Annotated in this window: 14 protein-coding genes and 1 pseudogene; 13 read left to right on the top strand and 2 right to left on the bottom strand. The window is 35.4% G+C overall.

Annotated features, from left to right (window positions below):
* Positions 1 to 14: 14 nt before the first annotated feature.
* The gene (locus CHELV3228_RS08970) at positions 15 to 1,313 is read left to right on the top strand and encodes a Na+/H+ antiporter family protein (protein WP_082200659.1); all 1,299 of its coding nucleotides are present in this window, start codon (positions 15 to 17) and stop codon (positions 1,311 to 1,313) included.
* Here CHELV3228_RS08970 and ung read toward each other — a convergent pair.
* A complete protein-coding gene (gene ung / locus CHELV3228_RS08965; protein ID WP_082200658.1) occupies positions 1,308 to 2,000 on the bottom strand; it encodes a uracil-DNA glycosylase in 693 nt (230 codons plus the stop codon). The two genes, CHELV3228_RS08970 and ung, sit on opposite strands and share 6 nt — an antisense overlap.
* Before the next feature lie 199 nt (positions 2,001 to 2,199).
* Between ung and CHELV3228_RS08960 the strand changes: the two genes are divergently transcribed.
* The 12 genes and pseudogenes from CHELV3228_RS08960 to CHELV3228_RS08905 all read left to right on the top strand — a co-directional run bounded on the left by CHELV3228_RS08960 (position 2,200) and on the right by CHELV3228_RS08905 (position 13,765).
* Positions 2,200 to 3,612 carry an aspartate ammonia-lyase gene (locus tag CHELV3228_RS08960; RefSeq protein WP_082200657.1) on the top strand — a complete coding sequence of 471 codons (1,413 nt, stop codon included), beginning with the start codon at positions 2,200 to 2,202 and terminating at the stop codon, positions 3,610 to 3,612.
* 27 nt (positions 3,613 to 3,639) lie between these two features.
* On the top strand, positions 3,640 to 4,968 hold the full coding sequence (locus tag CHELV3228_RS08955) for an anaerobic C4-dicarboxylate transporter (protein ID WP_082200656.1): 1,329 nt from the start codon (positions 3,640 to 3,642) through the stop codon (positions 4,966 to 4,968).
* Positions 4,969 to 5,069: 101 nt separating this feature from the next.
* Complete coding sequence (locus tag CHELV3228_RS08950; RefSeq protein WP_082200655.1) at positions 5,070 to 6,428, top strand: COG3014 family protein; 1,359 nt, start codon at positions 5,070 to 5,072, stop codon at positions 6,426 to 6,428.
* A 7-nt stretch (positions 6,429 to 6,435) separates the two neighbouring features.
* Positions 6,436 to 6,801 (top strand): DUF1425 domain-containing protein, encoded by a 366-nt coding sequence (locus CHELV3228_RS08945; RefSeq protein WP_082200654.1) that lies wholly within the window; start codon positions 6,436 to 6,438, stop codon positions 6,799 to 6,801.
* A 15-nt stretch (positions 6,802 to 6,816) separates the two neighbouring features.
* The gene (gene lpoB / locus CHELV3228_RS08940) at positions 6,817 to 7,440 is read left to right on the top strand and encodes a penicillin-binding protein activator LpoB (RefSeq protein WP_082200653.1); all 624 of its coding nucleotides are present in this window, start codon (positions 6,817 to 6,819) and stop codon (positions 7,438 to 7,440) included.
* A gap of 69 nt (positions 7,441 to 7,509) precedes the next feature.
* The gene (locus tag CHELV3228_RS08935; RefSeq protein WP_082200652.1) at positions 7,510 to 8,844 is read left to right on the top strand and encodes a DUF6844 domain-containing protein; all 1,335 of its coding nucleotides are present in this window, start codon (positions 7,510 to 7,512) and stop codon (positions 8,842 to 8,844) included.
* A gap of 8 nt (positions 8,845 to 8,852) precedes the next feature.
* Positions 8,853 to 10,055 (top strand): CsgG/HfaB family protein, encoded by a 1,203-nt coding sequence (locus CHELV3228_RS08930; protein ID WP_082200651.1) that lies wholly within the window; start codon positions 8,853 to 8,855, stop codon positions 10,053 to 10,055.
* 102 nt (positions 10,056 to 10,157) lie between these two features.
* Complete coding sequence (gene rplU, locus CHELV3228_RS08925) at positions 10,158 to 10,466, top strand: 50S ribosomal protein L21 (RefSeq protein ID WP_082200650.1); 309 nt, start codon at positions 10,158 to 10,160, stop codon at positions 10,464 to 10,466.
* Positions 10,467 to 10,476: 10 nt separating this feature from the next.
* Entirely contained in the window at positions 10,477 to 10,731 is a 255-nt protein-coding gene (gene rpmA / locus CHELV3228_RS08920; RefSeq protein WP_002778821.1) for a 50S ribosomal protein L27, read from the top strand.
* 293 nt (positions 10,732 to 11,024) lie between these two features.
* Complete coding sequence (locus CHELV3228_RS08915) at positions 11,025 to 11,687, top strand: NYN domain-containing protein (RefSeq protein WP_082200649.1); 663 nt, start codon at positions 11,025 to 11,027, stop codon at positions 11,685 to 11,687.
* 139 nt (positions 11,688 to 11,826) lie between these two features.
* On the top strand, positions 11,827 to 13,185 hold the full coding sequence (locus CHELV3228_RS08910) for a hemolysin family protein (RefSeq protein WP_082200648.1): 1,359 nt from the start codon (positions 11,827 to 11,829) through the stop codon (positions 13,183 to 13,185).
* 22 nt (positions 13,186 to 13,207) lie between these two features.
* Positions 13,208 to 13,765 (top strand): annotated as a pseudogene (locus tag CHELV3228_RS08905) (manganese efflux pump MntP).
* Here the strand turns inward: CHELV3228_RS08905 and CHELV3228_RS08900 are convergent.
* Positions 13,762 to 14,520, bottom strand: a complete 759-nt coding sequence (locus tag CHELV3228_RS08900; RefSeq protein WP_082200792.1) for an exodeoxyribonuclease III — start codon at positions 14,518 to 14,520, stop codon at positions 13,762 to 13,764. The pseudogene CHELV3228_RS08905 and the gene CHELV3228_RS08900 overlap by 4 nt on opposite strands.
* Positions 14,521 to 14,588: the final 68 nt, after the last annotated feature.

Here is a 14,588-nt window from a genome sequence, read left to right as displayed (position 1 = left end):
TTTAAAGGAAAATAATGCTTTTGACTAATCCTATCATTATCAGCGTTTTAGTGATGATAATTTTATGTTTGTTTCGTTTTAATGTTTTGCTAAGTGTGTTAATCTCCGCTTTGGTTGCTGGGCTTGTGTCGCAAATTCCTATGCTTGAAACTATGAATACCCTCATTGATGGTATGAAAGGTAATTTACAAACAGCTCTTAGCTATATCTTACTAGGGGCTATTGCGGCGGCGATTTCTAAGACAAATTTAACGGCTTTTTTGATTAAAATCGTCAGCCATTTTATCTCGCATAAAAAATATTTACTTGTGCTTTCTTTGGCGATAATCGCTTGTTTTTCGCAAAATTTAGTGCCTATCCACGTGGCTTTTGTGCCGATTTTAATCCCCCCTTTGCTCGTGCTTTTCAATAAGCTTAAAATTGACCGCAGAGGCGTTGCGTGTGCCTTAACTTTTGGACTTACCACGCCTTATATGGTTTTGCCTCTAGGTTTTGGACTTATTTTTCAAAATTTACTTGTGGATAATTTAAATCAAAATGGCGTAAGCGTAAGCTTAAACGATGTTACTAGCACGATGTTCTTGGCGGCTTTTTGTATGCTTTTTGGTCTTTTAACTTCTATTTTTATCTTTTATTCTAAACCTAGAGAATATCAAGAAATAGCAATTAAAAATATGAATTATGACGCAATTAAAATGACTCGTAAAGAATGGGGCGTTTTAGCGGGACTTATCCTAACGCTTGTTTGTCAAATTATAACGCAAAATTTACCACTATCAGGGCTTTTGGGCTTTATTTTGATGATAGTTTTAGGCGGTGTGAGCTATAAAAAAGTTGATTTAGTGTTTGACGATGGGCTTAAAATGATGGGCTTTATCGCTTTTGTAATGCTTGTAGCGGCTGGTTATGGTGAGGTTTTAAAACAAAGCGGAGCGGTAGAAGAGCTTGTAAATGCTGTCATTCCCTTCGTTGAAGGGAATAAATTTTTAGCTATCTTTGCAATGCTTCTTATAGGACTTGTGATTACTATGGGTATAGGAACTTCTTTTGGAACAATTCCTATCATAGCGACTTTGTTTTGTCCTATTTGTTTAGAGCTTGGCTTTTCTGTAAGTTTGATTATTTTTATCATCGGTGTAGCGGGGGCGTTGGGAGATGCGGGAAGTCCTGCAAGTGAAACAACTTTAGGCGTCAGTGTGGGGCTAAACGCCGATAAACAGCACGACCATATAAAAGATACTTGCATACCAACTTTTATCTTTTATAATGGACCTTTGCTAATTATTGGCACGGCAATAGCGATGTTCTTATAATTCCCATTTTATGGGTTCTTTGCCTAAATTTTGTAAAATAGCATTGCTTTTAGAAAAATGTTTGCAGCCTAAAAATCCACTCCGTGCTAAAGGACTAGGGTGGGCTGCTTCTAAAACAAAATGCTTTCGTATATCGATAAGAGGTTTTTTGCTTTTTGCATAATTCCCCCATAAAAGAAAAATTAACCCCTCTTTTTCAAAACTAAGTTTTTTAATAACTGCATCGCTAAATTCTTGCCAACCCCAATTATTATGACTTGCGGGTTTATTTTCTTCAACGCTAAGTATAGAATTTAAAAGCAACACCCCCTGTGCCGCCCAAGAAGATAAATCGCCATCTTTTTGGATTTTTATACCCAAATCTTCATTTAATTCTTTAAAAATATTTCTAAGACTAGGCGGAATTTTTACCCCATTTGGCACAGAAAAACTTAATCCCATAGCTTGATGTGGTGCGTGGTATGGGTCTTGCCCTAAAAGAACGATTTTAACCCGATTTAAGGGCGTAAGATTGAAAGCATTAAAAGTAAATTTAGCAGGTGGATAGATAGTTTTACCCATTTTTAAAGCCTCCACATAGTACCTTTTGATGTTTAAAAAGTAAGGTTTTTCAAATTCTTCTTTTAAAAATTCTTTCCAGTCTGGATTGATTTTAATATTTTGTGGGTTTATGGCAATTTCTTGCATTTTCTTTTCCATTATTTAAATTTTGTTAATATTTTAACAAAATAAAGATAAATCCTATCCTAGAAATTCTATAATTTTACCAATTTTAACCTATTAAGTTTTTATTAAATATTTTGAGTTACAATTAAGAAATTTTTATGCAAATTGCAGTTTGCATAAATTTGCATAAAATAATCTAAATTACTTAGAAAGGTTCAAAATGGGAACAAGAAAAGAACACGATTTCATCGGTGAACTTGAAATCTCTGATGATGTGTATTATGGAGTTCAAACCTTTAGGGCGCTTGAGAATTTCCATATGAGTGGAAGAAGCTTAAAGAACTATCCTTTCTTCATTAAGGCTTTTGCGCAAGTTAAAAAAGCTGCAGCTTTAGCAAATAAGGAAGTGGGCGTTCTTGATGCTGACAAAGCAGATGCTCTTGCGAAAGCTTGTGATAGATTAATTGCAGGTGAGTTTTTAGACCAGTTTGTTGTCGATATGATTCAAGGCGGTGCTGGCACAAGCACAAATATGAATGTTAATGAAGTTTTAACAAATATCGCATTGGAGAGTATGGGACATAAAAAAGGCGAATATCAATATCTCCATCCAAACGACCATACAAATTTAGGGCAATCTACAAATGACACTTATCCAAGCTCTATTAAAGTTGCTACACACGCTAAGCTTGGCGACTTACTTAAGGCTATGGAAGAGCTTAAAAACGAGCTCGAAATCAAAGCAAAAGAATATAAAGATATGATTAAAATGGGTAGGACTGAACTTGAAGACGCTGTTCCTACAACTTTGGGTAATACTTTCAACGCCTTTGCAAGCTATATTAAAAGTGATATAGAAAAATTAACTCGTGCAAGAGAATCAATGGCTGTTCTAAATCTAGGTGCAACTGCAATAGGAACAGGAATTAACTGCCATCCTGATTATAAAAATGTTGTTGAGAAAAAACTTAAAGAAATCACAGGCGTCAAATTCACTCCTGCTGAAGATTTAATCGCTGCAACTCAAGATACAGCCGATTTCGTTTATGTAAGCGGTTGTCTAAAAACTGCCGCAGTAAGACTTTCTAAAATTGCAAATGACTTAAGACTTATGAACTCAGGTCCTAGATGTGGATTAGGTGAAATTACCCTTCCTGCGATGCAGCCGGGAAGTTCTATTATGCCAGGTAAAGTTAATCCTGTAATTTGTGAGGTTGTTGGTGAGGCTTGTTATGAAGTTATTGGCAACGATGTTACAATTATGCTTTGCTCTGAAAGAGGTGAATTTGAACTTAATGCTTTTGAACCGGGCATTGCTTATGGCTTGTTTAATTCTTTAATTTTACTTGAAAATGCTATGAAAACCCTAGCAAATAAAGCAGTAAAAGGCTTAAAGGCTAATCCTGAAGCCTGCAAAAAACTCGTGCTAAATTCCATCGGTATCGTTACAGCCTTTAATCCTGTCCTAGGCTATGAAAAGTCCGCAAGTATGGCTAAAGAAGCCCTACAAACAGGAAAAGCTGTGGGTGATATCTGTCTTGAAAGAGGCTATTTGACAAAAGAGGAAATTGACAAAATTTTAGACCCTGAAAATATGTTAAATCCTCAAATGAAAGAAAAAAGAAAAGCTTAATTAAGCTTTTCTTGCACAAGGAAAATTATGGATATTATGGTTATTTTAGAACTTATCGTTCTTTTGGGGGCGATATTTGTCGGTATTAGATTGGGTGGTATAGCGATTGGCTATGCTGGTGGGCTTGGTGTTGTGATTTTATCACTTGTTTTAGGTATGAAGCCAGGAAGCATTCCTTGGGATGTTATCTTAATCATTGCCGCTGCAATCGCTGCCATTTCAGCAATGCAGCAAGCTGGCGGACTTGATTATATGGTGCGTGTGGTTGAAAAGCTTTTAAGAGCAAATCCTAGATTTATCAACTACCTAGCTCCAGCTTGTGGTTGGCTACTTACTATCTTGGCAGGAACAGGAAATGCGGTATTCTCCCTTATGCCTGTTGTTGTTGATGTGGCTAAGTCTCAAAACATAAGACCTTCAGCACCTCTTTCTTTGATGGTTGTTTCTTCACAAATTGGCATTACAGCATCTCCAGTAAGTGCAGCTGTGGTTTATATGAGTGGTGTGCTAGAGGGATTTGGCTGGAATTATCCTACCTTGATAGGAATTTGGATTGCCACAACTTTCATTGCTTGTATGCTAACTGCTTTCATCGTTAGCCTTATCACTCCGCTTGATTTGAGTAAAGACCCTGTATATCAAGAGCGTTTAAAGGCTGGTTTGGTTAAAGATGCAGGCGAAATTCTTCACGGCACAGATAAGCCAGGCGCAAAACTTTCTGTGGGAATTTTCCTATTTACAGTTTTGGCTGTGGTTTTATACGCAACTGCAATTTCAAATAATATCAAGTGGATTGACCCTGTGATTATGCCTAGAGATGCAGCCATTATGAGCTTCTTGCTTACCGCTGCGGCTTTGATTACTTGGCTTTGTAAGGTAGAGCCGGGCAAAATTTTAGATACTAGCGTATTTAAAAGTGGTATGACAGCTTGTGTTTGTGTATTTGGTGTGGCTTGGCTTGGAAATACTTTCGTTGCGGGACACGAACAAGCGATTAAAGATGTCGCTGGTGAGTGGGTTAAACAAACTCCAGCTTTATTAGCAGTGGCATTTTTCTTTGCTAGTATGCTTCTTTATTCTCAAGCAGCTACAGCTAAGGCGATTACCCCTGTTATCATTTCTGCTTTAGGTATAGCAACAGTTACAGATTCTGCTATGCTCGTGGCTTGTTTTGCGGCGGTTTCTGCACTTTTCGTTTTACCAACTTATCCAACTTTGCTTGGTGCAGTGCAAATGGACGATACAGGCTCAACAAGAATAGGTAAATTTATCTTTAACCACGCTTTCTTCTTGCCAGGCGTTTTGGCAATCGCGATTGCCGTAGCTTTAGGCTTCTTGGTCGTTTCACTATTCTAATTAAATTCCCGCTTAAGCGGGAATTCTTCAAATATTTCCTTTGTTTATTTTTTTTTTTTTTTGTTATAATCCAAGTTTTATTTTAAATTTTAGGAGTTTTAATGAAATTTAAATTTAGTTTAGTCCTTATTGGTTTGGGAGCTTTATTATTTAGTGCTTGCTCAAATGGTGCTAAAACAAATGCAACCTTTGAAAATGCTTTGGTAAATAAGTATTGTGATGAGAATTTTTTCGCTACAAATTTGCAAAAATTAGAAAAAAATGATGATGTAATTTACACGGGCTTAAATGTAGGCTTAATCGCTAGAAATTGTGGAGATTTTAATAAAAGTAATGTCTTTTTTGATAAGGCTGAAGAGTCTTATAAATATGATGTGGATTTACAAAATGTCGGCAAAAAGGGTGCTAAGGTCGTTGCAACAACTTTAATTAATGATACCATAGTCGATTATGAGGGTTCTTTGTATGAAAGAATTATGGTTAATGTTTATAAGGGCTTGAATTTTATGAGCTTAAATGATTATGAAAACGCCAGAGTGGAATTTAACCGCGCTCTAATGCGTCAAGAAAAGGCTAAAGAATATTTTGCAAAAGAGATTGAAAAAAATAGAGAAGAGCTTAAAAAAGCTAAAGAAGACCCAAATTATAAACAAAATATGAATGAAAATGCTAAGGTTATCAATAAAGAATACGAGCATTTATTCGAATCTTTCGATACGACCAAGAAATTTGTAAATCCTTATGCGACTTATTTAGCTTCGGTGTTTTTCTTTATGGATAGAGATTATAGAAAAGCAAATGACCTTTTTAGAGAGGTGGCGGTTATAAATCCTAAAAATGCGGAAATTGGGAAACAAGCAAAGCTTTTTAAAAGTTCTTCGCAAAGACTTTCCAAAAGCAAGAAAAAATATATTTTTGTCGTTTATGAAAATGGCTTTGGCGTGATAAAAGATGATTTTACTCTAACACTTCCTTTTTTAGTGGATAAAAAAGTGATTAGCACAAGTGTAGCTTTGCAAACATTGAAGAAAAGAGAGCCTTCTTTTGAATTTGTTAGCGCAAATGGAGAAAAGAGCAAGCAAATTGTAGATTTAGATGATATTGTTGCGACAGAATTTAAGCTTAATATGCCAGCAATGATTACTAAAGCTTTGGCTCAAACTATACTTAAAACAAGCCTTAATTTAGTTGTGGCAAATAATGACAATACAGGTGGTTGGTTCACTTTGGCAAGCTCTGTGGCGACAGCAGCGACAAATGCGGCTGATGTGAGAAGTTGGAGAGGCTTACCGAAAAATATCTCAGTCGTTATGGTAGAAAACAAAGGCGAGTTAAGCGTGAAAAATCCGCAAGGGGTAGAAATTTTTAACTCCAATTTAGATAAAAATAAAAATGCTCTTGTGCTTGTGCGTTCTTTTTCGCCTGTATTACCTGCAAATGTCAGCGTGATAGAAAAATAGGTTTGCAATGAAAAAGTATTTTTTATTTTTTGCGGCACTTTTTTTATGTGCGTGTGCCCCTACGCAAAGTAATTTTGAGATGAATAGTGCAAATTTAAGCTCAAATTTGCCTAAAAGTCTTATTAAGCAAATGAAACAACGCACTAATGATAATGGCTTTTTAGAATTTGAACTTGTTTTAAAAAGCACTTTTGCAAAAGATGTGTTTTATAAGGTGGATTGGCTAGATAAAGATGGTTTTGTGTTGAGAAATTCCGTGAAAGAAGATTATCAGCTTATAAGACTTCCAGCCAATCAAGAGGTGATTTTAAGAAAACTTGCTTTTGACAAAAGAGCGGTGGATTTTAGAATCGATATGAAAACAAAAAACTAACGAAAGGACAAAACAATGAAAAAAACAAAATTTTTAACGGTAGCTCTAGCGGGAGCTTTATTTTTAAGCGGTTGTGTGCAAAGCACTTATACAGATGGCAAGGCTTCTCAGGTTAAAAAAGGCGACGCTTTAACTTTAGGACTTGATAGAGAAGATTTTGAAAATACAGCAGAGACTATGATAAATAGTATGCTTAGCGACCCAGCTTTTGCAAATATTAAGCCGGGGACTAGAAAAGTGATTGCGATTGGTAGAGTTGTCAATGACACTCCACAAAGAATTGATACTGAAAAATTAACTGCAAAAATTACCACAGCTTTAAGAAAATCTGGCAAATTTGTGCTAACTTCAGCAGTAGCGGCTGGAGGGGCGTTGGATAGTATGAGTGAAGATGTAAGAGAGCTTAGAGATAATGACGAATTTAATCAAAACACCATAGCCAAAAAAGGCACACTTGTTTCGCCTGATTATTCTTTAGCGGGGAAAATTCGTCAAGATAATGTCAAGCTTAGCAATGGCAAAACTCAAGTGGAATACTTCTTTTTACTAAGACTTACGGATTTAAATTCAGGGCTTGTGTATTGGGAAGATGAAAAAACTATCGATAAAACAGGCTCAAGCAAGAGCGTAACTTGGTAAGTTAAGCATTATATTTTGCTCTAAGCTTTGTGAGGCTTAGAGTTTTTCATAAAAATTTAAAGGATAAAAATGAAAAAGATATTGTTAATTAGTTTGGTGGCGTTTGCGGGATTTCTTTACGCACAAGGCTCACAACCTGTAGAAATTTCTCAACAAGACATCGACACTCAAAATGAAATGTCTGATGCAAGCACCAAAGATATTACCCCAAAATCGCTAGATGAATTTTTTGAAGAATTTTCAAATGATTTTGGTATAAAATATGGCGAAACAAAAGACGGCAAAACATTTTATACAGGTAAAGCATCAGTGGCTGTAAATGATACGGACCCACAATTTGCACAGGCTTTACAAAACGCCTATCAAAAAGCTATGCTAAATTTACAAACTGAATATATAAGAGATAGTTTCGGTAGGATAGCTACAAGTAAAATTCAAAGTTATGAGGCGGACAATTCCACCAATGCAAGAGAATTTGAAGAGTTGCCAAAAGGCGATAAAATGGACCAAATTTTAGATAAATTGACACAATTAGCGGGTGCAAAACTTGATAGCGCCTTGGGTGATTTGGGTATTAATGCAAATTCCTTAAGTGAGGAGAGGAAAAAGACTTTATTAAAGGAAGAATTTATCAGCAAAACTATGACAACAGCGGTAGGCTCAATGAACGGACTTATCCCCGTGCAAACGATAATCACACAAAGAAGAGGCGAGTATGATGTGGGAGTTATCGCTGTGGTTTCTAGCAAAACGCGTCAATTGGCTAAAGATATGGCACTAGCTAGAAAAAGCACCATTAAGGGCAAGGGTAAGGCTGTAAGCGAGTATTTGCCAAAAGAGCAAAAAGGCTTTTTAAATGAATATGGAATTCGTTTAGTGTATGATGAAAATGGTGCGCCTATTATTTTAAGTTATGGAAATTGGGGTTATGTCGCAGATTCTAGCAATGCTAAAAAAACTAATATTTTAGAAGATAGAGCCAAAGATACTGCTATGACTATGGCGGATGCGGCTATTATTGAATTTATCAATACCAACTTAAGCCTTAAAAATGAAGAGGTTACAGGGGATAATTATGAAGAGCTTATTAAACAAACTATCAATGTGAATGATGGCTCAACCGAAGAGCAAACCAAAAGCATTACAAATATCATTGATAAAGTAAATAAGAAGGTTAAAGCTAGTGCAAGTGGAAGTATCAAAGGGATACGCACTCTTAAAAAGTGGAGCTATACAAGTGAAAATGGCATAGAGCATGTTGGCGTTGTGAGATTTTATTCTTATGCAAATGTGGAAAATACAAATGAAGCGTTAAAATCAAATTCGCAATCTCAAATCAAAGAAAAAAGGTCATCAAACATACAAAGAAGCTCTAATGTTGTTAATAGCGTAGATGATTTTTAAGGATAGATATGAGGTTAATTAAAATTCTTTTTTTAAGCTTATTATTAAGTTTAAGTCTTAATGCAAAAGTAGTCAGCACAACTTCTACAAAATCAAGCACTGGTGAGGGGATGGGCTTAACCAGAGAAGAGGCGATAAATAATGCCATTATTGAGGCTATGGGAAAAATGAGTGGTGTAAATATCAACTCACTTAAGCAATCTAACCTTAATGTTTCTACAGATGGCTCAGGTGCAACCATACAAGATAACTATAGCGAACAAATTTCAAAAGTTACAAAAGGTAGAGCCGATACTTATGAAATCAATAGTGTGGAGCAGGATACAAATGGCAAATTTGTGGCAAATGTTACAATTTTTAAAACAACAACAACCAAAAAATATCAAGCTCCCGGGCTAAGTGCAGATAGTCGTAGAAGTATCACCGTTTTTGACTCTACGCCAGACCCTAGAAAAAGGGGCATAGGGGTTGCTCTGCAACAAAAAATTATCGCAAATCTTTTACAAAGTAGAAAATTCAATGTCTTAGATAGGGATTCTAATGGCTATTATGAAATGGAAAAAGCCATTATTAAAAGTGGCAATAGTGCGAAAGATGAAATTTATAAGCTTAAAAATGTGCTAGGGACAGATTATATTTTACTTTTTGCAATTTCGGGACTTGATGGCAAACAAAAAACAAGCAATCTTACAGGGAAAACTAAAATGGAAGCGGAAGTGGTTGTGGATTACCGCGTTCTTTTGTTCGCAACAAGGCAGATTAAATTTGCCAATACGCTTTCAATGAAAGTGTCCCTTAAAGACGATAGTTTAAATGCAAATGAGCAAGCTTTAGGTCAAATTGCTGGTCGTATTTCCGGCGATATTTTAAATGCAATTTATCCTTTGAAAGTGGCAAGTGTAGAAAACGATGAAATTGTTTTTTCGCAAAGCTTAAATCAAGGCGACACCTATGAGTGTTTTTCTTTGGGTAAGGCTGTGAAAGATTCTTATACAAAAGAAGTTACAGGTAGGATAGAAACTAAAAGTGGTAGCATAGAAATCACACGCTCCACACCTAAACTTTCTTATGCAAAAATCACTGAAGGTAGCGTGAAAGTGGGCGATATATGCCGTCCTTTGGGTAGCAATGGCAACGGAAATGGCTATACCATAGGACGCGATGCAAATTATGAGGTTGAAGAAGGTGGAGGCGTAAAGCTTGGATTTTAACAAATTTTAAAGTTAAATTTTGTAGAATTAGCCCCTTTAACTACTAAAGCTTTTAAATCCAGTTTTGGTGCTTTGTAGGACTACCATTTTAAAGGAAGAGCAATGTATGCTATTATCAAACATAGCGGAAAGCAGTATAAGGTAAGCGTTGGCGATGAGCTAAAGCTTGATTATTTTGAAGCTGAAAGCAAGGCAAACATTGAGGTAAGCGAAGTTCTTGCTGTCAATGATAAAGAATTAAAGGTAGGTGCGCCTTTTGTAGCGGGTGCAAAAGTCGTCTTGGAAGTGATAAATCACGGAAAAGATAAAAAGGTTGTAATTTACAAAAAAAGACGCAGAAAAGATTCTAAGCTAAAAAGAGGCTTTAGAAGACAATTTACTCGCGTTGTTGTTAAAGAAATTAAAGCTTAAGGAGTAAAAAATGGCACACAAGAAAGGTCAAGGCTCAACTCAAAATAACCGCGACTCCATAGGACGCCGTTTAGGTGTGAAGAAATTTGGTGGAGAATTTGTCCGTGCGGGTAATATCATCATCCGTCAAAGAGGTACAGCTACCCACGCTGGAAATAATGTAGGTATAGGTAAGGACCACACTATCTTCGCTCTCATTGATGGCTTTGTCAAATTTGAAAGAAAAGACAAAGATAGAAAAAAAGTTTCTGTTTATCCTGCGTAAATTTAGGGGAGTTTATCCTCCCCTTTTTTCTCTTATTTTTTATTCCTCTATTTTTAAATGCTTTTTTACAATAAAGAGTATATGTATTGACAAATTGTTTTTTTTTTTTTTTGTTAAGATCTGGCATTTTGATAGAAAGGAGGATAATAAAATGCCAAATGGTAATCCTAGACCACCTAATGGTCCAAGCACTACTGGTAATCCAAGTGGTGGCGGTCGCGGCAATAACCCGCCTAAAAAATAATTAAAAATTCCTCCTCCTAAATTAAGGGGGAGTTTCAAAAGGAAAAACAATGGAAAATAAAAGCGTAGCCATTTTCATCGATGCTGAAAATATTAGCTTTAAATATGCCAAAGATATTTTTAATATTGCTTCAAGTTATGGAGAGCCTATCATCAAAAAAATTTATGCGGACTGGACAAGTCAAGTGGTAGGTGGTTGGAAAGATGAAATCGCCAAACATTCTATCATTGCGATACAAAATTTCAAATTTAACCGCAAAAATTCAAGCGATATGTATCTAATGGCGGATGCGATGAGTATGTTTTATGAAAAGGATATTGAAATTTTCATCATTGTTTCAAGTGATAGCGATTACATTCCTTTAGTGCATAAATTAAGAGAAAATAAAAAACAAGTTGTGGGTATAGTGGAAAATAAAGCAAATCAATCTTATATTAATGCTTTTAATGAGTTTCATTATTTAAATAAAAAGCAAGAAAAAAGCGATGAATTAATCAAAGAGCTTTTTAATACTATCGACCAGCTTATCGAGGAGAAAAATCGTGCAGAATATTCCCAAATTCCTCCGATAATGCAACGCAAATATCCAGACTTTAATCCAAAAAATTATGGTTGTAGTAGTTTTAAAGAGTTGATTAATAAATTTATTGATAATAATTATAAAAAAGAGGTGGCTAATGATGGTTGCACTCATTATCTTGTTAAAAATTAATATGAGGTTTTGACCTTACTCTAGAAATTGATTTCAAAACCTTAAAATCAATTTCTCTATAAAGTATATTTTACTTCTTTTAAGCAAAGTTTATATATTTAATTGTGTATAATTAAATATTTATTTTTAAGGAGTTTCATTGGACCCCAGTCAAATTGTGAATCAAAATTTACCTGTAGCTACGGATGCGGGTTATTCTATTCTTATGATTTTTGTTGCACTCGCTTTAGTTTTCCTAAATGGCTTTTTTGTTTTATCCGAATTTAGCATTGTTAAGGTTCGTCGTTCTAAGCTTGAAGAGCTTGTTAAAGAAAAAAAGCCTAATGCCAAAAAAGCCTTGGAGGTAACCTCTAAGCTCGATACTTACTTGAGTGCTTGTCAGTTAGGCATTACGCTAAGTTCTCTAGCTTTGGGTTGGATAGGAGAACCTGCCATTGCTAAAATGCTTGAAGTTCCGCTTTTAAATTTGGGTTTAAATGCAGTTTTAATCCACACCATAGCTTTTGTTATCGCTTTTAGTATTATCACCCTTTTGCATGTGGTTTTGGGTGAGCTTGTGCCAAAGAGTATTGCTATAGCTATTGCCGATAAAGCCGTGCTTTGGGTAGCAAGACCTTTGCATTGGTTTTGGATTTTATTTTTACCTTGCATTAAAATTTTTGATGTTTTGGCGGCTTTGACACTTAAAATTTTTGGCATTAAACCCGCAAAAGAACACGAGCTAACGCATAGTGAAGAGGAGATTAAGATTATTGCTAGTGAGAGTCAAAAGGGCGGAGTTTTAGATGAATTTGAAACGGAGATTATTCGCAATGCTGTTGATTTTAGTGATACGGTTGCAAAGGAAGTGATGACGCCCAGAAAAGATATGATATGTCTTAACAAGCAAAAATCTTATAGTGAAAATATGCAAATCATTTGCGAGTATAAACATACGCGTTTTCCTTATATAGACGGCTCTAAGGATACAATTTTGGGTATGGTGCATATTAGAGATATTGTGCAAAATGAGCTAAATGTTAAGAGTGAAAATTTGGAAGATTTTGTTAAGCCGCTGATTTTAGTTCCTGAAAATCTTAGCATTTCAAAGGTTCTTGTAATGATGAATAAGGAGCGTTCGCATACTGCTTTAGTTATCGATGAGTATGGAGGCACTGCTGGGCTTTTGACTATGGAAGATATAATGGAGGAAATTATAGGGGAGATTAAGAGCGAGTATGATGAAGATAATTATAAAAAACTTGCTGATAATATCTATGAATTCCAAGGGCGTTGCGATATAGAGAAAGTTGAGGAACTTTTGCTTATTACTTATGATGAGGATTTGGAGCAAGTTACGATTGGTGGTTATGTCTTTAATCTTTTGGGGCGTTTGCCTGTGGTGGGCGATAGAATTGAAGATGAATTGTGCTATTACGAAGTGAAAAAAATGGACGGAAATTCTATTGAAAGAGTGAAAGTTGTAAAAAAAGTAAGAAGTGAGGATAGCGAGGATTAATTTTGCTTTTTGAGGAATTGTTATGAATCTTTTAGAGCTTATCTTACTTTCCTGTGCTTTGGCGATGGATGCCTTTGCGGTGTCTTTGTGTAAGGGTTTTAGATAAAGACTCCCACGATAAAACATTATTTTATCGTTGGGGCTTATTTTGGGGATTTCGGGCTTTAATGCCTTTGATCGGTTTTTTTATCGGCATAAGTTTTAGTTCTTTTATTCAAAAATCGACCATTGGATAGCTTTTGTTTTGCTAGTTTTTATAGGGATTAAAATGATTAAAGAGGGTTTTGAAAAGGAAAGCTGTCCTAGTGATGATGGCTTTCATTTTAAAACAATGCTCTCCCTTGCGATTGCCACAAGTATCGATGCTTTAGCTGTTGGCGTGAGTTTTGCTTTTTTACAAGTATCGCTTATACTTGCCCTTTTTCTTATAGCTAGCATTACCTTTATCTTTTGTGTTACGGCTTTAAAAATCGGCAGTCGTTTTGGAATTTATCTTAAAAGTAAAGCTGAATTTCTAGGCGGCGGTGTGCTAATTTTACTCGGTTTTAAAATCCTCATTACGCATTTGTGGCAGAGTTAGATGTCAAGCTCTATCCCAACAGGAGCGTGGTCTGAGCCAAAAATGTCTTCTCTTATAAATGCGTTTTTGAGCTTAGACTTCAACCCTTTGGAAATGAAAAAATAATCAATTCTCCAGCCTACATTTCTTTCTCTTGCTTTCATTCTATAAGACCACCACGAGTATTTTTCTTTTATATCGCCGTTGATTTCTCTAAAACTATCGATAAAACCAAGTTTTAATAAATCATCTATCCAGGCTCTTTCTATGGGTAAAAATCCCGAAGTGTTAGCGTTTGCTTTTGGGTGGGTTAAGTCGATTTCTTTGTGGGCTGTATTGACATCGCCACAAATGATAATGTGCTTTTTTTCTTTTAAAAGCTTGTCTAAGTATTTTAAAAAATCTGCATAAAATTTCATTTTAAAATTAAGTCTTTCTTCATCTTTTTGCCCATTAGGAAAATAGATATTAAAAAGCACGACATCGTTAAAGCGATGTTCTAAAACCCTTCCCTCATCATCATCAAAAAATTCACATTTTTTTGTTTCACATTCAAAGTTACAAAGGCTCATCACGCCGGAATACCCAGCCCTTTTAGCAGAGTTAAAATACATATATTTAAAGGGATATTCATAAATTTTTTTAGGAAATTTTTCTTCGTGAGCTTTGATTTCTTGAAAGCCTATAAAATCGATTTTTTCATTTGCAATCCAATCAAGTGCATTTTTATCACAAATTGCCCTTAGTCCATTGACATTCCACGAAATTAGTTTCATTTTTATCCTTTCAAAAAGGGCTAATCTTATCATAATTTTGCTAAACATTAATGAAAAAAAAATATAAT

This window comes from Campylobacter helveticus, from assembly GCF_002080395.1.
Classification (GTDB): domain Bacteria; phylum Campylobacterota; class Campylobacteria; order Campylobacterales; family Campylobacteraceae; genus Campylobacter_D; species Campylobacter_D helveticus.
The sequence above is the reverse complement of the archived record's forward strand: the minus strand, read 5'-3'. Positions and strand labels throughout refer to the sequence as shown.